The following is a 19,915-nucleotide window of genomic DNA, read 5'->3' as shown; positions in this document are numbered from 1 at the left end:
TTCGACCGAATGGAAAATTTTTTGTCCAACCGCAATAAGTATTATTCCCTAACGTAGCAAAATGGGCACTTACCAGACTAAAATAGTGCCCGATATTACCCGTATCAATTCCTGTTCTGAACGGTGAGTTTACGTTGCTTAAGTAGTCGGTCTGTGCATGCATAGTGTATTAAGTAGAATTCCCAAATCAGTACGTTGAAAGCTGAAAATGAGGCTACGGCAGGCACAAAAATTTGCCTTATATTAGTGAGGAGGATGAGCGAATAAACCGCTTTCTAATGCAATAGACCTTAAATTTCTACAGGATAAGGCTATTGATGTCGAAAAGAAAATGGCGGATCGAAAGTTCAGTAAAATGCATTGACCAGTTCAGTCAATACAATTTCTGGCGTTTCTGTTAGCCTGGTTGAACCATCTGGTTTATACTATCCATTAGTTTATGAAAACCTACCAATCTACTGAAAAGGTAATGACGCACACAATGCTTTCGCTGGGTTTATTCTTCAGCCTTACCTGTGCGAATGTGTGGTCACAAACAGTAAATACATTGTCGTCAGAGGAAAAGAAAAGAGGCTGGAAACTCCTTTTTAATGGACATGACGTTTCGGGCTGGCACTCCTATGGCAGTAAGGACGTAGCAAAAGCCTGGAAAGTTGAGCAGGGTACGTTGAAACTGGAAGGACCTAATCGGGTTGGTAATAAATCTGAAAACGGGGGCGATTTAATGACTGATGCCGTATTTACCGGCGATTTTGAGTTAAAAGTCGAATGGAAAATCAGCAAATTCGCTAACAGCGGCATCTTTCTGTTTGTGCAGGAAGAGTCGCAGTATAAAAATAGCTACGATACTGGCCTCGAAATTCAGGTACTGGACGATGCCATTTATCAGGGAACTGCCGAAAATAAACATCGTGCGGGCGACCTGTTCTGCGTGGCTACAGCGAGGGTTCGCCAACTACAGCCTGTAGGTGAGTGGAATCAGGTACATTGTAAAGTCAGGAATAATAAACTGACTGTCTGGCTAAATGGTACGATGATTCAGGAGCACGACCTGACCAGCGACGACTGGAAGCAACGTATCGCGTCGAGCAAACTAAAAAACGCACCCATCAGCAAAGGGCGTTTCTACGGACGTATCGGTTTGCAGGATTGGGGTAGCGAAGTTTCGTATCGAAACATTAAGTTCCGATCCTTGCCTAAACGCTATTCGATGTAGTAACGTAATGGGATTAATGAATTAATTCTGTCGTTTACAGTGCGTTGCTGACGCTAGTATTCACGTTAACGTAGCAGAAAATCGCTACTTGGTTTGCAGTTGGTTATAGCCAATTAGCTGAATCCCTTTTTCTTTTATCACCACTTTCACACGCGCATTGGTCCACGCATCGGTTACGCCCTGCCGATCCTGTGCTACGTTCTCATAACCAATGTGATGAATGGCCTGTACTTCGGACGTATCAAGACCGGGGTGATCGACAAATAGATACGTTTTGCCGGATTCAAGACTTTCGAGCATCTTAATGAAACTGTCTATTTTTTCCTGAGACGTTACGTGCGCACCGACGTAGCTGGCCCGACTGACGCCCGCATCCTGAAGGTTGGTGTCGTAGAACGGAACCTTGTATTCCAGCGCCAACTTTTTAACCAGTGCCTTTACATCGTTGTCGAACGAAGTACAGCCCATGTGGCCCGAAAAATGGCTGATTCGAGGGATTTTCTTAAGCGCCAGCTCGATTTGCGCGCGAAATTCCTTTTCTACATCAGCCAGTTTCCAGTCATTTTCAACCACCGACCGCTTCGGATAATTTTTATTCGGATACAGCATCGGGTAGAAATAGCCATCAGCGTCGCGCAGGCTGGGGCAGTCCGACAAAGGACGCCATTTTATATTGTCCCATTCGCTGGTTAATGTCAAGTGAAGACCAACATCCGCGTTTGGGATTTGCTCCAGCAACGTAACAGCCTCCGGAAACCAGGGCGAAGGCACAAGCACTTCAATCGAGGTTTCGACGCCTTCTTTGTGACATTTCAGTAGGGCTTCGTTCCCCGCGTGCGAGTAACCCATATCATCGCCCCTGACAATGAGCCGGGGAGGGGATGACTGAGCCTGAACAACGTAGTGAATTAGAAAAACACAAATCAGAGTAAGAAGCCGCGTTACGTTCATGAATATTTCGGGAATGGTACTTGAAACCGTTACGTTCTAAAGGAACCTACGTAGCGCCATTTACCTATCTAATCCAGTCGTACCCAGATGGTTCCTGACGTTGTTTCCCAAGGCTCCAGAATCGTTAACCCTTGCCCATTATTGAATGCATCGACGTTGGCCGTAAGCGGTTCGATGGCGATGTTGTTACGTCGAGTGGGCGTGTAACAGACCAGATAATTGAATTTACCTTGACCGGTTTGCTGCCCAACAATTAATCGAACCCCCGTTTTCATGGATGTCAGAATGGTTTCGGCGTATGACTCGCCATTTGGGTGGACGCCCGTTGGTTCGATTCGAAACGCTGTATCCAGTTGAACCTCACGTAACGGCAACGTAGCGGCTTCCTCAAACGATTTTTCGCCTGTCGGAATCATTTTCTCGTCCAGAACAATTGGCGTTCGGCCGGGTAGCGAGATAATCATGTTGTCGACCGATTCGGCGGAGTCTTCACGATCTTCGGTGAACATAAAATAGGGATGCCAGCCAAAAGCCATCGGGCTGCGGGACGTCCCCGTATTTTCGACAGAATAACTAACTCGAAGCGCGCACATTTTGTCGCCAGCGGGATTACTACCGTAAAGCAATACGTTTCCCTGAATCAACTCATACGTAACAGTTAGCGCAAACGGAAATGGATAGCCAATCGTATCGCCAGCATGGTCGTAGCGCATGGTTATCCGCGCATACGTATCGGTTACGTCCTGCTCAATTACCGAAAAAGGACGTCCGTGAACGAATCCATGAATCGCGTTGTCGCGGTGAACTTCGTTCATTTTCAGCGCGTAATCTTCGCCTTCAAAGTGGTAAATGCCGTGATGAATCCGGCTTGGAAACGGGTATAGTAGAGCGCTGGCGTAACCTTCGTCGGAAAGCAATGCCTGGGGCGACTCGGGCGCTTTCAGCAAGGCAAACAGATTTGGACCTTTACGTAGCACCAGCCGCCGAAGTACGGCCCCGTATTCGGGAATCACCGTAATGAATTCGCCGGTTTCGGTATGTTCGAGGATGTATTCAGTAAGCGGGGCAGCACCAGTTGGGAGCGGGCCGAACGGCTGTGTTGTAATCTGAAAGGGCATATCTTAAAGGAGCTGGTAGGGAGTATGCCATCTGTCAATGAGCGCGAGAAAGTTGCTTCAGTAACAATAAGTTACGTCTTCTGGCACTCCTGATAAATGACTAAAACACATAATTGTAATCGGTTCTGCTCTATTATTGTTTGTTAAAATTTTTGAATACAATTTAAAGTATGCATAATTCAATCGGTCCTTGAGGTATTGACCCTATATTTCCAATTCCTTATGCTAAACCTTCCTTATGCAGAATACGCTTGTTGAATCACCAATCTGGTCGGTAGGTCACAAGATAGCGTTCCGGTTTTTTTGTGCCTATTTTGTCTTATATACATTCCCATTTCCCATCAGTATTGTGCCAGGACTGGGTTTGGAATTTTATACCAATTTGTGGCATCTGATTGTTCCCTGGGTAGGCAAAACAATCCTGCATTTGCCGTATGAAATTACGGTATTTCCGAATGGTAGCGGTGACACAACGTACAATTACGTTTACGTACTGTGCCTGGCTGTTCTGGCCCTGATTACGACTATTATCTTGACGATACTAGACCGACGCCGACCGAATTACAATGTCGCGTTATACTGGCTTTTCGTACTGCTTCGCTATTACCTGGCGTTTACAATGTTTAGCTATGGTTTTGCCAAGGTTTTCAAGACGCAGTTCCCATTTCCCAACCTGAGCCGACTGATGGAACCCTATGGCGAATCGTCGCCGATGGGGCTAGCCTGGGCGTTTATGGGCTATTCGACGGGTTACAACATATTTACGGGAATGGGGGAAGTGGTTGGTGGGGCATTGCTTCTGTTTCGACGTACCATCATGCTGGGGTGTTTGATGCTGATTGGTGTGATTGGAAACATCGTAGCAATGAACTTCTTCTACGACATCCCGGTCAAATTATTCTCATCGCATTTATTGGCGATAACGCTGTTCCTACTAGCCCCCGACGCTGGTCGACTCGTCGATTTGTTTATACTTAATCGCCCGGTGCCGAACCGAAAATTAACCCCATTTTTTCCCGAGCGGCAGCAACGTATTGGCCGACTTATTGTCAAAACATTAGTGATTTTATATTCGCTTTGGGGTACTGTTCAGATAAGTTATTACACAAAGAAAAATTATGGAGATACAGCTTCTGAACCACCTCTGAATGGCTTGTACCGGATCGACCGGTTTGCGGTGAATGGCGATTCGCTGGTGGCAGATAGTACTCGCTGGCGACAGGTGATTATATCGGGATATAAAGGTGCTCCTACACTCTCCATCCGATTTGCCAATGATACGCTGCGTCGCTATCAGTTTGAACCCGATTCTGCTACGTCGAAAGCGGTGCTCTACGTCCGATTTGACACTGCTCACAAGCATCATCTGACGTATCTCCGGCCTGATACCAATTCAATAATTCTTCGAGGACGTATCAATCAGGATTCGATTTATGCCCGATTGCAGAAACAACAAATAGGCAACTTTCTGCTCGTGAATCGGGGCTTCCACTGGATCAATGAATACCCATTTAATAGATGATTTTGTCACAACCTTAAACTACAACTCGCCTTCAACCCCCAAGCCAAACAGCGCGAAATCGTAACGTACCGGGTCGATGGGGTCAAACTGACGTAGCATTTCGGTCAATTCAATGGCAGCTTTCCAGTCAGTTTGTGGACGAGTCAGCAAACCGAGTTGCCGGGATACGCGGTTCACATGAACGTCAATCGGTATAACTAACTGGCTTGGTTTCAGGCGTGTCCACAAGCCAAAATCAACGCCCCGATTGTCACTACGTACCATCCAGCGCAAGAACATCAGCAATCGCTTGCACGTAGCATTTCGGGCGGGCGTAGCGATGTGTTTGCGCGTACGTTCGGGGAAGAAATCGGTCAGCCCGCAAAAACGGTCATGGAACGTAATGAGCGATGCTTCGACCGTATCCGACGTAGCATCCGTCAGAAAAGCATCTTCCAGTGATTCGTTTTCCCCATAATAATGCCGGAAAAAATGCAGAAAATAAAGCGCGTCGGTAGCGTTGAACGTGCGGTGTTTGAACGCCAGAAATCGCTTCAAATCGCTTTCTTCATGATAGCGGATAAAGTCGTAGGGAGTGCCGTCCATGAGGTCGACCAGTTCGCTCGTTTTTCTCAGAATGACAGGCCGTTGCCCCCACGCCAGTACTGCCGCCCAGAATCCCATAATTTCGATGTCCTGTTTCCGGCTGAAGCGATGCGGAATACTGATCGGATCGCGCTCAATAAACGAAGGCCGATTGTACTGATCGGCCTTTGCATCTAAAAAATCCCTGATGGAAACAAACTTGTTTATTCGTACTAGTTCATCATTCATCACTTACTACGTCCTCCGCTAACGACCCACGCCATTGCCCGCGAAATACCTGAGAATATGGATAATACCGTCGACATGATGAACGTGAATACGGCAATGAACGGATAAGCAAGCGTGAACATAATGCTGAACGTAACGTAGCCTGGCGTCGATTTCATCTGCTCATCGCGCTCGCGGTGCCGACGTGCGATACGTTCTTCTTTGGTTTCCTTTTCCATACGTGATTTACTAGCGGACCATGTAACTGACCTCAGCCCGAAAACGCTTATCCTCGGGCGAAAGTTTCGCGAAAGCCTGCGTCGATAACTTAATAAGAATCTTGTCGTTCACGCCTGTATTCGGTAATCGACCAATCACTTTTACCCAAAGGCTCTGATTATTAAACTCGTTACGTACGTTCACCAGGGCACCAACCGGAGCACTCCGATGAAGCGCCAGAAACTTATTCGAATGATCATTGCTGCTGATCATTTCGGCTACGCCACTGTCTGAAATACGTCGACCCTGCGTGGGCATGGGCGCATCATTGCCAGGACTGGGCTTTTCTATTTCTTCGGCGGGTTTATCGCTGGCTGTCTGGCTATTGGGAGCTGTTGGGCGACTAGTTATTGCCGTGTCACGCGTATCACGGCGGGGTTTGCTGCTACGTTGCTCGGCAGGACGTTGGGCTGGCGGAGACGTAGTAGTTGGGGTATTTGTAGTGGATTTTTTAGCTGGCTTTGCGTTATTGGCGGCCGCCACCTGTGAAGCGGGCGTGAGATCAAGATACGCTTTTTCGGAAACAATAAGCGCCTGACCGATCAATACGTTATTGCCAGACAGGTTGTTCCATTTGCGGATGTCGGCCTGCGACACGCCGTAGCGATTGGCCAGGCTGTAAAGCGTCTGACGAGCTTCTACTACGTGGATGCCGGATTGGTCGAGAGCTTCGCTTTTCTGATTTTTTTTATCCTCAGATTTTGTAGCGGCTTTGGCTGCTTTCTTTTCTTCTTTTTCCTGCTTGCGGATGGCTTTATCCATCGCTTTTTCTTCCTTGCGGCTAAGCGCCCCATCCGGTACGGGAATCCGTATCAGCTGATCGTACTTCACCGCATCTTTCAGGTTCGGATTCGCGGCTTTTATTTCTGCAACCGAACGTTTGTATTTTCGGGAAATGGCGAATAACGTCTGGCCTTCATCGACGCGGTGCAGGATGAAGCGTTTGCCATCTTTTTTCTCGACACCAACGGAGTCGAAGGTATTCCGATACGTTAAAAGCGGATGAGCCTGCGTGTGGTGAAGGAAAATAAGGCCGGTTACTAAACAAAAAACGGTGTACGCGAAATTCTTTTTCATGGGTTGATAGTCAGCCGAAAGTACTGGCATGATGCCTGTTCCGGCTTCAGAACAGCTTGCTCATAAAACGGCCATCGACGTAAAATTAACGTAATTTACAGCGGATTTTTCACAAACGGTCCATAGGATAGTTTCCGTTTAGATTACAGGCACGTTTTGAGGTTTATTCCGGCAATATGTATTTCCTGAATACATTTCATTTATCGAAATGCCAACGTAGCGCGTTATCTAATGAGTGAGCAACTATCATTACCAGTTTTATCCCATAAAATTCAACCAGTAACAATATTGACTATTCTTGGAATTATTCCCGCCCGCTACGCATCGACACGATTTCCGGCGAAAGCTTTGGTAAGCATTGACGGCAAAAGTATGATCCAACGCGTTGTAGAGCAGGCTACGCAGGCTCGCTCGCTGAGCCGTGTTGTGGTGGCTACTGACGATGAACGTATTCGGTCACACGTAGCAGACTTTGGAGGAGAGGTAGTTATGACTTCGGTGCATCACCAAAGCGGCACCGACCGTTGTCAGGAAGCAGTAGATTTGTTAGATATGTCGCCCGATTATGTGGTTAATATTCAGGGAGATGAGCCATATATTAAGCCTCGCCAGATTGATTTGCTAACCTCAGTACTGGACGGTGCAACGGAACTAGCCACACTTATAAAAACTATCGACGACGTAGAAACGCTCTTCAATCCAAACTCCCCTAAAGTGGTGGTCAATACGTCGAATGAAGCGTTGTATTTTAGTCGCCACCCGATTCCGTATCTACGTGGGCAGTTGCCCGAAAACTGGCTTGAGCAGCACCGATATTACCGGCACATTGGCCTCTATGCCTACCGTGCTGACGTATTGGCACTTATCACGCAGTTACCGCCTTCGTCGTTGGAACGGGCTGAAAGTCTGGAACAATTGCGCTGGTTGGAAAACGGGTATCGGATACGTACAGTCGTTACTGATCTGGAGAGTTTGGGTATCGATACGCCCGACGATTTGGAACGTGTGATACGCTCTGAGCAAAGGTAAACCGCTGAATTACGGCTTGTTAAAAAACCTTAATTCTGAACCACCTGAACAGAACCGGTCGTTTGAAGTTAAACAAATAACGGATGGCGGCTTATAAATCGACCATTCATTTAGTGAATAAACCCCGTTGAACGCATGCAAAACTATTCGATACTTTGGGCCGACGATGAGATTGACCTGCTGAAACCACACATTCTTTTCCTGAAAAACAAAGGCTACGACGTTACGTCGGTTAATAGCGGAGCCGATGCACTTGATCAGGTGGAGCAGGCCAATTACGACGTCGTGTTTCTGGATGAAATGATGCCCGGCATGACTGGCCTTGAAACGCTTTCGCAGATTAAGCAGATGCGGCCAAACCTGCCGGTGGTCATGATTACCAAAAGCGAAGAGGAACATATTATGGAAGAAGCCATCGGTTCCAAAATCGCGGATTATCTGATTAAACCACTCAACCCGAATCAGATTTTGCTGTCGGTCAAGAAAATTCTGGATAACAAACGGCTCGTGACCGAACGTACCAACATCGGTTATCAGCAGGATTTTCGGAATATCTCCATGCAATACAACGACCGCATGGATTTTGATGAATGGACAGACGTTTATAAAAAGCTCATTTATTGGGAGTTAGAACTCGACAGCTCGCAGGATAAAAGCATGGTGGAAGTTATGAACATGCAGAAAAGCGAAGCTAATTCGGAGTTCTGCAAGTTCGTGATCGACAATTACGAAGACTGGCTCAACGATCCGAAAGCTAGCAGCCCGGTGATGTCGCACCAACTGATGCGCAAAAAAGTGTTCCCGCTGCTGGATCAGGGTGGTAATTCGGGGCCACTGTTTTTTATTCTTATCGATAACCTGCGTTACGACCAGTGGAAAGTGATTGAGCCGCTGCTGGCCGATTATTTTACGCTGGAAGAAGAATCATCGTACTATTCGATTCTGCCAACCACAACGGGTTTCGCCCGGAACGCCATTTTTTCAGGCATGATGCCGAGCGAAATGGAACGCAAACACCCTGATTTGTGGGTCAACGATGATAACGAGGACGAAGGACTTAACAACCACGAAGACGAATTCATGCGTCGGCAATTGGAGCAAAGCCGCCTGAATATCAAGATGTCGTACCACAAAATTCTGAATGTGAATCAGGGGAAATCGCTGGTCGATAACTTCAACAACCTGATGCAGAATCAGTTGAATATCGTGGTTTACAACTTTGTGGATATGCTTTCGCACGCCCGCACCGACATGGCCATGATTAAGGAATTGGCTCCCGATGAATCGGCGTATCGGTCGATTACACGGTCGTGGTTCCTGCATTCGCCCCTACTGGAATTCGTTCAGAAGATTGCTGCCAAAGGCGGACGGCTTATCGTAACAACCGACCACGGGATGATTCGGGTGCAGAAGCCAGCTAAAATTGTTGGTTACCGCGAAACGAATACGAACCTGCGCTACAAACAAGGCAAAAATCTCGGTTTCGATGACGATCATTTGTTTGTCGGACGCAAACCAGAGCGGTTATTCCTGCCCAAACCACACGTATCGACGGCCTACGTATTTACGTTGGAAGATTACTTCTTCGCGTATCCAAATAATTACAATTACTACGTTAATCATTACCGCAATACGTTCCAGCACGGGGGCGTTTCGCTCGAAGAAATGATTATTCCGTTCGCCTATCTCAAGGCAAGGTAACGTAACGAATAAATTTTTAGGCTTTTATAAAGCGCACGGCTCCAGGGTTGTGCGCTTTGTGTTTTGCTACGTTGATAATGTTACGTTTCTGCAGTAGAATTAACGTTACTTTTTGTCATCCTGACGAAGGAAGGATCTTAAGGCTTCTTGGTGCTCTGGTAGGGAAACATTAAGATCCTTCCTTCGTCAGGATGACAAAAAGTAACGTTAGAATCAAGGAACGGTCGTCTGGCTGGCCGTTTGTTCGTTCGAGAGCGCCCAGTTGTTGTCGAAAAAGCCAGCTTGCCGGATGCCTTTTACGCCGTCCTGAAGCATCGATACGTCGAAAATCATGAAGTCAGGAAAACCGCTGCCCCCCGCGAAATACTGATTGGCGTCGGTGGCTTTCAGTCCAGTCAAACCAGTTCCGGTGATAACAGCGACAGAGGCAGTAGGACTGTCGGGGCGGGGCCAGACAAAGTAAGCACCAATATTGCTGCCCATATGGCGGTCGCTGCCGATTGTCAATACGTCGCGGCTTGCCTGAATGGGACAGTTGGCGAGCAGTTTGCTCCAGGCCCGGTTGGTGGTTGAGTTTCCGTAAAGAATTACGCCCCGGTCGACGTATTGGCCTGCCAGAAATTCTTTATCCGTTACCATGTCAACAGCTCCATTACCTCGATAATACCAGGTTTCGGCATCGTAACGTGCTTTGTTATAAGCCCAGTTGTTTTCGTCAGCGGTTCCCGACGTACCATACACGAATACCATTCGGTTGGCAAACGGCTCCTTGAACGTACCACTTCGGTGCGGCCCTTTCTGTGTCAGGGCCGGTTTGGTGCCGACTTCCCAGCCATTTTTCCGAGCGAGATACAATTTATCAGCAGAACCTTTCACCGTATGGCTGATTGACTTTGTACTATCAAGCGTGATGGTGACGGTTTCGCCCGGTTGGAAATCGTGCAGACCAACGGTCAATAAACTTATATTTTCGGTTTTTCCGGTAATGGTTTTCGCTTTCTTATTTCGCTTTAGCTGCACCCGGCTCAACTGCAACGGCTGTTGCTGCTGCTCAATACCTACCCATCGTATCGTCGATGAAATGGCCGGATTAGACGTAGTGAAATCGATGGAGTTTGCTGCACTGTCGGCCTGGATGCGGTGTGCCTGAAAATAGTCGAATAAGGGTTTCCAGTCTACGCTTTCGCTGCCGTACCAGTGTGATCCGCCGGGGTATTCGTAATATGAAAAATCGGGATGGAACGTACCAAGCAATTTACGCATCTGACGGGCGTATTCAACCGAAACCGTTAGGTCGGCGTCGCCATGCAATACGTAGATACCCAGCGGTTTGTAATTATTTGCCAACTTCACTACGTTGCTGGGATTGCTGGCACGTAGCAGAATGTTTTCGACTGTCGAACCACCCTGCGTCGGAATTTTACCGTCGTGTGAGCCATAGTCGGCCAGAGTAGGATAACCGGCACAAGGGGCAATGGCAGCCCAGTTGCCGGGCAACGTAGCACCCAGATACCACGTACCATGTCCACCCATCGAGTGGCCGGTTAAGTAAATACGTTGTGGGTCAGGCTTATAGCGTTTTTTCGCAATGTCGAACACTTCCAGTGCATCTAACCGTCCCCAATCTTCCCAATTGAAGCCGCGGGGTCTGCGGTTTGTCGGTGCTACCAACACTCCCCAATCTTTGGGCTGATAAGCACGGGCTTGTCCACCCGCTTCGACACCAGCGCCATGTACTGACAGAAATAGGGCAGGGGCATTGCCATCCGGTTTTTGCTGAGGAGCAACCCCGTAATACTGAACACTGCCATCGAGCTGGCTGATAAACGTATGGTCCTGGTGCCCTAGCGGATCAACGACCGATAAACTAATCTCTTTTTCATCGAGTGGTTTAGTACTCTGTAGCAGACGTAGTTGCGCTTTAATATCTCCCTTCTGCTGAACACCTGCTACGTTGATTTGAAAACCAACTTTACGGGTTGTCAGTGGTGGCACCGTTGGTACGTTCGTAACTAGGTTATTCCCCGCCAACTGACTCTGAATTTGCAGACCGATTAAAGGTTTGGACGTAGTATTCACCACAACAATGGCTCCCCACAACGGCTCGGCCTGATTTCCAAGCACTACGTTCGGTAAGGTTGGGTCATCAATATTCAGACTGACGGGTTTTTCGGGGAAAATCAATTCGGCCATTAACCCCTGATAACGCGAGAAGGCCGATGTGCGCACGTAAAATTCGTTACGTCCTTTTTTGAGCGAGATGGGAATATGAAGCCATCCGCTGGCGTATGGGTCACCCGCGTGCGGGGCGCCATTCACATACACCATATTGTGGCCGGTGATGTGCAGAATAGCCGCCTGCTCCCGGTTTGCATCGTAGGTAAGGTAGAGATAGCCGTTATTGAACGAACGACCTCGAAACTTCCGGTCTTTATCAGTACTAATTGCCTGCCACGTAACGTCTTTGGGCGAATTTTCAGATAGCGGACGGCCTTCGGTGGGTGTCTGCAATTTATTCTGGTACAGCAGATAAGCTAGTTGATCGGTATAAAGTGCCTCGCGGCCGTAGTGGTGGCAGGGACCAATGCCTAAACCAGCAGAAAACGAATAAACTGACTGAGCCTGAGTTGGGTAAGCTAAAACTCCAAGAAATAAAAGGAATAGTATTTGTTTCATAATGATGGTTGTATCGGAGGTTTTACATTCAGAGAACGCAGCTTACGCTTTTACTTCTGCCAACGTAACAGTTACGGTCAGATAGATAGCTTCAAACTGTGTCTACACCCGATACCGATTCGCCATTTCCTATACTCGATGGGTGGTTTTCCAGCAATTCGGGCATTTGGGACCCAGAGAAATGAGGGTACGTAGGTTGCCGGGTCTGGAGAATTTGGACGTAGTATGTAGGGTTCATGCGGGCTAAATGACAACAGTAGCCTCACCGCAAAAACTAGCCAGCCACCGCATAGGTTGGTCAATAGTTCGCGAAAATATCTTCCATTACGTAAGCATGCGTACCCAGCCACTTGGCCGTGCCATTTAGCTGCGTGAGTTCAATAGTCATATCGTTTCGAAAATCGCTCAGGCAATACTTGCTGATCGCCTGTTCAATGGTGTTCAGGATGAACGCTGCGGCCCGCGTCAATACGCCGTCGACAATAATCACTTCGGGATTAAACAGACTTATGGCGATTGCCAACCCTTTGCCAAGCTGGAAACCTGTCTCGTGTAGAATATCAATGGCATACGAATCGCCGTAATGGGCCGCGTTGATGATTTCGTCAATATCGATCTGGTCAACGCGATCCTTGAACGTAGCGAGTTTAGAAACCTGTCCGGCCAGAATGTCGCGCTGCACCCGACGTACTAGTGCCGAAGCCGACGTAATGGTATTCAAACAGCCGATTTTGCCGCAGTAACACAATTCGCCTTCCGGATCGACCTGAATATGACCAAGTTCACCGGCAAAACCGCTTGCGCCTTTAAACACTTCGCCGTTAACGACGATGCCCAGACCAACACCCCAATCGATGTTAATTGCCAGCACCTGTTTTTTACCCTGTCCACCGCCAAACCGACTCTCACCCAGCACAGTAGCTTTGGTATCATTAATCACATAAACCGGCTTTCCAAACTGCTCCGATAGCCATTGCTTGAGCGGTTTATTCGTCTGATTGAGGTTTTTATACGTTAAATTCTGCCCCCGGCGAGCGTCAATCAGGCCTGGCATCGAAACACCCACCGCAATCAACTGACTGTCCTTTAGGCCCGATTGGTCTATTGCTTCCGTATAATACTGCATTAATGAAGCCATAAACACAGGATTATCGGCCAGCCGCAGATCATAATTACCCTGAAAGACGACCTCGCGCTGGATATTCATCAACAGGATTTTAGTATCGTGTGTGCTTATGTCCAGCACAGCTATATAATTCTGTTTCGTGTTGAGGCCAAACAGGACAGGGCGTCGGCCATTGCTGCCAGTGGCTGTACCAATGGGCGTGACCCAGCCTTCAGCGGTTAATTCTTCAACAAGACTTGTTACGGAAGGGACGCTACTGTGCAGAATACGAGCGAGTTGAGCCAGTGTACAGGTGCCCTCAGAATACAGATGGGCTAAAATTGTTTGCTGCTTTTGCCGCTTCTTGTAATCTACAACGGACTGCAGGATAGGTAATTCTTCTTCGATGGCAGGATTCATCCGAATTAAGTTAGGAAAGTTAACGAGGAGACAATGTAATGGTGAGAAAAGACATATTTTCCAAAGTAAGCATACGTATTGAACTACTTGCGTAATGAATATCCATACATTTTAAGAATAGCCACTACTTTCAAAAAAGAAACATTTAAATATGATTAATTTGTAAAAAAAATTATTAATATTGTATGGCTGGTAAAATTTTATGGCAAATATCAGATTAATTCACTCTTTCATCTCATACTGTTACCTAAAAAGTTTTTATAATAAATCAACAATTATATATTGTGCCTGTTTCCGTAGGTTTGTTTCGTAACGAGCATAGTACTTAAGGCACCACAGAAGTTAAAGTCGATAATCACTCTATATACCATTACGCTATTCTTGATTTGTTGGCAAGACCAGTACCTCGCTCGATCAAATGAGCAACATAGCATTAATCAGTTTATTAAATATTTTAATTTGAGTGCTGATTAATTAAAATAATATTAATATTGTAACAACGTTAAATTTTAAAATTTTCTTAATCCTTTCTGTATGCTAAAAAATCTACTCAGGCTTGTTGCCATTTTCCTGGTGCTAGCCACGCCCGCATTCGCGCAGACGATTTCGGGTAGAGTCACAGCAAGTAATGACGGGCAATCATTGCCGGGTGTGTCAATTGTTGTGAAAGGTACCAACACCGGTACGATAACTGACGCCGACGGACGGTATAGTATTGCGGCTCCCGGGACCAAAACGCTGGTTTACTCCTTTATCGGTTACAAATCGGCTGAAGTAGCAATTCAAAACAAATCGGTAATCGATGTTACGTTGGAGCAGAACGAAAATGCCCTTGATGAGGTAGTCGTTACGGCGCTTGGCATAACTAAAGAGCAACGGGCTATTGGCTATGCTACGTCGGTGGTGAAGAGCGATCAACTCGTTAAAACGGCAAATACAAACTTCGCAACTGCTCTGTACGGAAAAGCACCGGGCGTTACCATTAATGCTACGCCCGGCGGTGCTACCAGTGGCGTAAGTATTAATATTCGCGGATTTGCCTCCATAACCGGAAATACGCAGCCACTGATCGTGATGGATGGTGTGCCAATCCGGAATGGCGAAGCCAGAAACGGCGATTACTGGGGCGACCAACGTATTAGGGGAAATGGCTTACTGGATTTGAATCCAGCTGATATTGAAAATATTTCTATCCTAAAAGGAGCGTCGGCAGCAGCTCTTTACGGGTCGGAGGCCGTGAATGGCGTTGTGCTGGTAACCACCAAAAGCGGAAAAGGTAAGAAAGGATTCGGCGTCGACTTCAGCGCTAGTTATAACGTCGACAAAATTGCGTACCTGCCGCGCTACCAGAACGTGCGCGGACCTGGCTATATGCTCAATTACTCGAATGGCGGGCAGGATGCCAACGGCTTTATTTCCTATGATACCAACGGCGACGGCAAAGGCGATACGCGCGGTCTGCTGAACGCTACGGTCAACTTCGGGCCAAAATTCGATGGACAGCCGGTTATGGCGTTCGACGGTGTTATCCGGCCGTATTCACCATCGGGCAACAGCTACGCTGATCTGTTTCAGAGCGCCAGTACGTCGAACATTAACCTGGCCGTTTCAAAAGCTTCTGAAAATTCGAACATCCGTTTTTCCTACACCCGTCAGGATAACGGGATGATTAGCTATGCGGCAAAAAATGAAAAGAACATCATGAACCTGAACGCCAGCTTTTCGACGAGTAAAAAGTTGCGTACGGATCTGATGGTTAATTATATCAATCAGTACACGCACAATCGCCCCTTCAAAGTTGATCGGATGATCAACAATTTTACGGGGATGATGAACCGTTTCGAAGCGGCTGACTGGTACTTCAATAAATACCAGACCAGCCAGGGCTACAAGTTTGTGACGGGAACTAACCAAAGCCTTACGCCGAACGAGAACATTATTCGGAATGGTTTTAAAACCGACATTGGTGATTATATCTGGAACACCCGCGCCAACACCTATGATGAATACAGCAACCGGGTTATTTCGAGCCTCACGCAGCACTGGGATATTCTGGATAATCTGAAACTTAGAGGCCGGATTGCCGCCGACTTAACTTCTGAACGGCTTGAAGACAAGCAACGTAGCGCCACTCCGCTGGTGTTCGGTTATTCAGGCAGTTTCTCCATGTCGAATAACCAGTACAACAATACGTATGGCGATGCCATTCTTACCTACGACCAGCCACTGACTGAGGACGTAAAGCTCACGGCATCTGTTGGTTATACAGCTCGGAAAGAATTGAATACGCTGGTGACACGTAACACGGATGGTGGACTGAGCACCGAGAATTTCTTCGATATATCGGCTTCAGTAAACACAGCCAGGGGTAGCAATTCCCGTATTCGTCTGATACGTGATGCTTTGTTTGGTACGTTGAACTTCGATTACAAAAACATCTTATTTGTTGAAGGAACGCTACGTCGCGACCGGACTTCTACGTTGGCGCCGGGTAACAATACGTTCTATTATCCGTCGGTCAATTCGGGTTTTGTATTCGGTGATTTACTGAAACTTCCTGCGTTTGTCAGCTACGCTAAGTTGCGGGCGTCGTGGGGCGTAGTGGGTAACTATCCAGAAATTTACCGGGCCAATAATGCCTATACCCAGGGTAACCTGAGCCTTCAGCAGACGGGCGGAAGTTCGGTATTGTACACGACCATCAGCAGCAGCTATGGCAACGATAAAATTCGTCCGGAGCAGAAGCGCGAATTCGAGTTCGGTCTGGAAACTCGGTTCTTCAGAGATCGTTTAAGTGTCGACATTTCGTATTACAACGCCCAAATCGTTGACCAGATTCTGCCGTTAACGATTGCTGCCAGCTCGGGTGCCCGCTCGATTCTGGCTAACATCGGTACGTTGCGGAATCAGGGTTTAGAACTGGCCCTGAACGTATCGCCCATAAAAGCACAGTCTCCGAATGGATTAAACTGGGATCTGACCCTGAATCTGGCCAGAAACATAAACAAAGTTGAAAAACTGGCTAACAACTCAACCGAACTGCTACACTCTGATCTGGACGGTAATGCCGCTCAGATACGTTCGATAGTTGGGCAGCCGATGGGCGATATCTACGTACACGGTATCCTGAAAAATGCGAATGGACAGAACGTAGTAGGTCCCAATGGACTTTATCAGTTGGATGCTAATAACTGGATTAAGGCTGGCAACGCTATGCCGAAATTGACCGGTGGCCTGTTGAATAGCTTGCGGTACAAAGGATTCTCGCTGGATATCGTTACAGATTTCCGGATTGGCGGTCACATTATGCCAACGGGTATCAACTGGCTGACCTCGCGCGGCCTGACCGAAGAGAGCCTTAACGCGATGGATAAAGAACATGGCGGCCTCAGCTATTACATTAACGCAAGCGGAAAAGGCGTTCAGACAACGGGAGCGGCTGGCCCCAACGGCGAAGTAGTTTACAACGACGGTATGCTGATGAACGGTGTGCTGGCTACTGGTGAAGCCAATTCCAATGTGATTTCTCAAGCCGTATACTATAACGCTACGTATAACTGGGGTGGCCCTCAGTACGGTAATGCCCGCTATGAATTGTACGTGAAAGAAAATACGTACATCAAAATGCGGGAGTTATCGCTGGGTTACCAACTGCCTGGCAACCTGACCCGTAAAGTCGGCCTTCAGAATCTGACCCTGTCGGTGTTTGGGCGGAACCTGTTCTTCCTGTACCGGAGCATTAAAGACCTGGATGCTGAACAGACGAATGCAAGTACGCGCTGGTACGAAAACATCAATAATGCTGGTAACGGCCCGGCCTTCCGCACAATGGGGGTAATGCTACGTGGCAGTTTCTAATCTTAACGACATCATAACTATGAAAAAAATAACTTTCCTGCTTTTAGGCGGACTTCTGTTGGGAAACATTTCCTGTAAAGAATCGGAGTTCACAGAAGCGTATCCTGATCCGGCTAAGATTGCTGAAACGACCATCGAGAAGCAGTTTACGGGTATTTTCTATGCCAATCGTGACTACGTATTACCGGGCTATCGCCATTATTTTGTTACGTTACGTACCTCACTGAACCATTATAATCAGGCAACGGGCTGGATCAATGAGTCGGGTCAGTACGTTCCGGGTTCGTCGGGCGTGGAAGATCTTTGGTATGCGTATTACGACATGATGGCGCAGTATCGGGAACTGCAAAAAATAAATGCGTCGAAACCGGCTACTGAGCAGAAAGATCGTCGAATTTTTATGCTGGCCGCTGCCATTTACGTGTACGATCAAACCCAGAAAATGGTCGATCTATTTGGCGCCATTCCGTTCACTGAAGCTGGTACGTTGAGTTCTAAAAATGGTGACTACGTTGCTGCCAATGCGAAATTCGATACGCCGGAGTCTATCTATACGTTCATGCTTGATGATTTGAAGAGTATCGCCACTGAACTCAACGGTATTACGTTGATTGCGGGCTATCAGAAATCATTCCAAACGCAGGACTATATAAATAAGGGCGATTTGGCTGCCTGGAAACGGTACTGTAATTCACTACGTGTCCGGATGCTGAATCGGGTATCTGACGTAAGCAGTTTTCAGAGCCGCTCGAATACGGAAATCGCTGAAATTCTGGGTAATCCTACTACGTATCCAATTGTGGAAACCAACGCCCAGAATATTCAGGTTAACGTATTTGATCTCAATACGGACATCAACTCGAAAGGGTTTAAGGATGGAATTGCGTCGGATGGCAACTGGTTTGGCAATACGGCTGGCAAAGCAATTATTGACAACATGAAAACCAATAACGACCCGCGCCTGAAGGTTATCTTCGAACCAGGAGCTAATGCCGCCGGTGAATACCTTGGCATTGACCCTACGACACCCGAAGCAACTCAGACCTCTTTGTATAACGCGGGGCGGATAGCTATCTACAACCGGTGGACTTTTAGTCATAATCAGTTTTTCCCAGGCATAATTATCAATGCTGCGCAAATGAATCTGATTAAAGCAGAGTACTATTTGCGCACCGGTAATGATGCGTCGGCAAAAACGGCTTATGAAACGGCCATTTCGCAGTCGGTTCAGTTCTATAATGACATTCTGGCTCTTACCAACGCTACAGGGGTTACTTCAACGAAACCCACTCCTGCAACGGCAGCTTCCGTTACGGCATACGTAGCAGGAAAAGGAGTAAGCTGGAGCAGTGCGACCACGTCGGCAGATAAGCTGAAGTTAATTGCCACGCAGAAATGGCTGCATTATAACCTGACTCAGCCCTATGAAAACTGGGCCGACCTCCGCCGACTGGATTATCCAGTGCTGAGTTTCCAGACGGATAATGCTAACAACCAAACGCTTCCGCCTGTAAAATGGACCGTTCCGGGTAATGAAATTACCTACAACACGGCCAATTATGAAGCAATTCGGGCAACTGATAAATTGACAACCAAGCTTTTCTGGGATACCAAATAGCTATTGAAGTCGTTTGATAAAGTATAAATCGAAGGGGCAAACCAACTGGTTTGCCCCTTCGATTTATATACACGTACGTTCAAAGCAAATCAGACAATTAATTTTCTAGAGAACTCCTGATTCTTCCAACTGCAAGTTTTTTACAAGACAATTCGCGACAAAATCAGTGTAATGATACCCTTTCTCGACCAGATCGTCCAGCGCTGCTTTAATCGCGGATGGCCGACTATCTTTTAATAAATAACCGGTGGCCCCGTTTCGCAACATACCAATAATCGATTCCACTTTATCATTCACCGATAAGGCCAATATTTTTGTTGTAGGCACATTATTTTTTAACCAGGTGGCCGTTTCAAAACCGTTCATTTCGGGCATATTAACATCAAGCAGAACGATATCAGGAATACGCCCCGCCTGAACGTAGTTAATCATTTCTTTGCCATTTGCTGCTTCGAACAAGACCGAGTATTCATCGAATCGAGCTAACAATTTAGATAACGCCTGCGCAACCAACTGGTGGTTATCGACAATGGCTAAGCTAATTTTTTTCATG

15 protein-coding genes are annotated in these 19,915 nt (G+C 47.2%); 6 read left to right on the top strand and 9 right to left on the bottom strand.

Annotation, left to right across the window (positions count from 1 at the left end):
- Nucleotides 1-481: 481 nt before the first annotated feature.
- Nucleotides 482-1,216: a 3-keto-disaccharide hydrolase gene (locus tag IC229_RS14345; protein WP_394355942.1), complete on the top strand. Its 735-nt coding sequence runs from the start codon at nucleotides 482-484 to the stop codon at nucleotides 1,214-1,216.
- Nucleotides 1,217-1,300: 84 nt separating this feature from the next.
- Here IC229_RS14345 and IC229_RS14340 read toward each other — a convergent pair whose 3' ends face one another.
- Nucleotides 1,301-2,167 (bottom strand): polysaccharide deacetylase family protein, encoded by an 867-nt coding sequence (locus IC229_RS14340; RefSeq protein ID WP_190887678.1) that lies wholly within the window; start codon nucleotides 2,165-2,167, stop codon nucleotides 1,301-1,303.
- 68 nt (nucleotides 2,168-2,235) lie between these two features.
- Nucleotides 2,236-3,285, bottom strand: coding sequence for an aldose 1-epimerase (locus IC229_RS14335; protein WP_190887677.1), 1,050 nt, complete (start codon nucleotides 3,283-3,285; stop codon nucleotides 2,236-2,238).
- Nucleotides 3,286-3,523: 238 nt separating this feature from the next.
- On the opposite strand from IC229_RS14335, the gene IC229_RS14330 reads away from it, so the two are divergent.
- Nucleotides 3,524-4,807: a DoxX family protein gene (locus IC229_RS14330; RefSeq protein WP_190887676.1), complete on the top strand. Its 1,284-nt coding sequence runs from the start codon at nucleotides 3,524-3,526 to the stop codon at nucleotides 4,805-4,807.
- A gap of 18 nt (nucleotides 4,808-4,825) precedes the next feature.
- Here the strand turns inward: IC229_RS14330 and IC229_RS14325 are convergent, their stop codons facing one another.
- The 3 genes from IC229_RS14325 to IC229_RS14315 are packed head-to-tail and all read right to left on the bottom strand — an operon-like array spanning nucleotide 4,826 to nucleotide 6,955.
- Nucleotides 4,826-5,620, bottom strand: a complete 795-nt coding sequence (locus IC229_RS14325) for a TIGR02757 family protein (RefSeq protein WP_190887675.1) — start codon at nucleotides 5,618-5,620, stop codon at nucleotides 4,826-4,828.
- A complete protein-coding gene (locus tag IC229_RS14320) occupies nucleotides 5,620-5,838 on the bottom strand; it encodes a hypothetical protein (RefSeq protein ID WP_190887674.1) in 219 nt (72 codons plus the stop codon). Before IC229_RS14320 ends, IC229_RS14325 begins: the two co-directional genes overlap by 1 nt.
- A 10-nt stretch (nucleotides 5,839-5,848) precedes the next feature.
- Nucleotides 5,849-6,955 carry a LysM peptidoglycan-binding domain-containing protein gene (locus IC229_RS14315; RefSeq protein ID WP_190887673.1) on the bottom strand — a complete coding sequence of 369 codons (1,107 nt, stop codon included), beginning with the start codon at nucleotides 6,953-6,955 and terminating at the stop codon, nucleotides 5,849-5,851.
- A gap of 288 nt (nucleotides 6,956-7,243) precedes the next feature.
- On the opposite strand from IC229_RS14315, the gene kdsB reads away from it, so the two are divergent.
- Both kdsB and porX read left to right on the top strand, forming a co-directional pair.
- Nucleotides 7,244-7,984 carry a 3-deoxy-manno-octulosonate cytidylyltransferase gene (gene kdsB / locus IC229_RS14310; protein WP_190887672.1) on the top strand — a complete coding sequence of 247 codons (741 nt, stop codon included), beginning with the start codon at nucleotides 7,244-7,246 and terminating at the stop codon, nucleotides 7,982-7,984.
- A gap of 135 nt (nucleotides 7,985-8,119) precedes the next feature.
- Nucleotides 8,120-9,685, top strand: coding sequence for a T9SS response regulator signal transducer PorX (gene porX, locus IC229_RS14305; RefSeq protein ID WP_190887671.1), 1,566 nt, complete (start codon nucleotides 8,120-8,122; stop codon nucleotides 9,683-9,685).
- A 213-nt stretch (nucleotides 9,686-9,898) separates the two neighbouring features.
- On the opposite strand, the gene IC229_RS14300 is transcribed toward porX, so the two are convergent.
- From IC229_RS14300 to IC229_RS14290, 3 genes are all read right to left on the bottom strand, one after another.
- Nucleotides 9,899-12,361 carry a carboxylesterase family protein gene (locus IC229_RS14300; protein WP_190887670.1) on the bottom strand — a complete coding sequence of 821 codons (2,463 nt, stop codon included), beginning with the start codon at nucleotides 12,359-12,361 and terminating at the stop codon, nucleotides 9,899-9,901.
- Nucleotides 12,362-12,452: 91 nt separating this feature from the next.
- Nucleotides 12,453-12,599 carry a hypothetical protein gene (locus IC229_RS14295; protein WP_190887669.1) on the bottom strand — a complete coding sequence of 49 codons (147 nt, stop codon included), beginning with the start codon at nucleotides 12,597-12,599 and terminating at the stop codon, nucleotides 12,453-12,455.
- Nucleotides 12,600-12,659: 60 nt separating this feature from the next.
- Nucleotides 12,660-13,886: an ROK family transcriptional regulator gene (locus IC229_RS14290; RefSeq protein ID WP_190887668.1), complete on the bottom strand. Its 1,227-nt coding sequence runs from the start codon at nucleotides 13,884-13,886 to the stop codon at nucleotides 12,660-12,662.
- A 534-nt stretch (nucleotides 13,887-14,420) separates the two neighbouring features.
- Here IC229_RS14290 and IC229_RS14285 point away from each other — a divergent pair.
- Both IC229_RS14285 and IC229_RS14280 read left to right on the top strand, forming a co-directional pair.
- Nucleotides 14,421-17,744, top strand: a complete 3,324-nt coding sequence (locus IC229_RS14285; RefSeq protein ID WP_190887667.1) for a SusC/RagA family TonB-linked outer membrane protein — start codon at nucleotides 14,421-14,423, stop codon at nucleotides 17,742-17,744.
- A 19-nt stretch (nucleotides 17,745-17,763) separates the two neighbouring features.
- Nucleotides 17,764-19,362, top strand: coding sequence for a SusD/RagB family nutrient-binding outer membrane lipoprotein (locus tag IC229_RS14280; protein ID WP_223833993.1), 1,599 nt, complete (start codon nucleotides 17,764-17,766; stop codon nucleotides 19,360-19,362).
- A gap of 105 nt (nucleotides 19,363-19,467) precedes the next feature.
- Here the strand turns inward: IC229_RS14280 and IC229_RS14275 are convergent, their stop codons facing one another.
- Entirely contained in the window at nucleotides 19,468-19,914 is a 447-nt protein-coding gene (locus IC229_RS14275) for a response regulator (protein ID WP_190887666.1), read from the bottom strand.
- Between the last annotated feature and the right edge of the window lies 1 nt (nucleotide 19,915).

Source organism: Spirosoma profusum, from assembly GCF_014699005.1.
GTDB classification, from domain to species: Bacteria; Bacteroidota; Bacteroidia; order Cytophagales; family Spirosomataceae; genus Spirosoma; species Spirosoma profusum.
The sequence above is the reverse complement of the archived record's forward strand: the minus strand, read 5'-3'. Positions and strand labels throughout refer to the sequence as shown.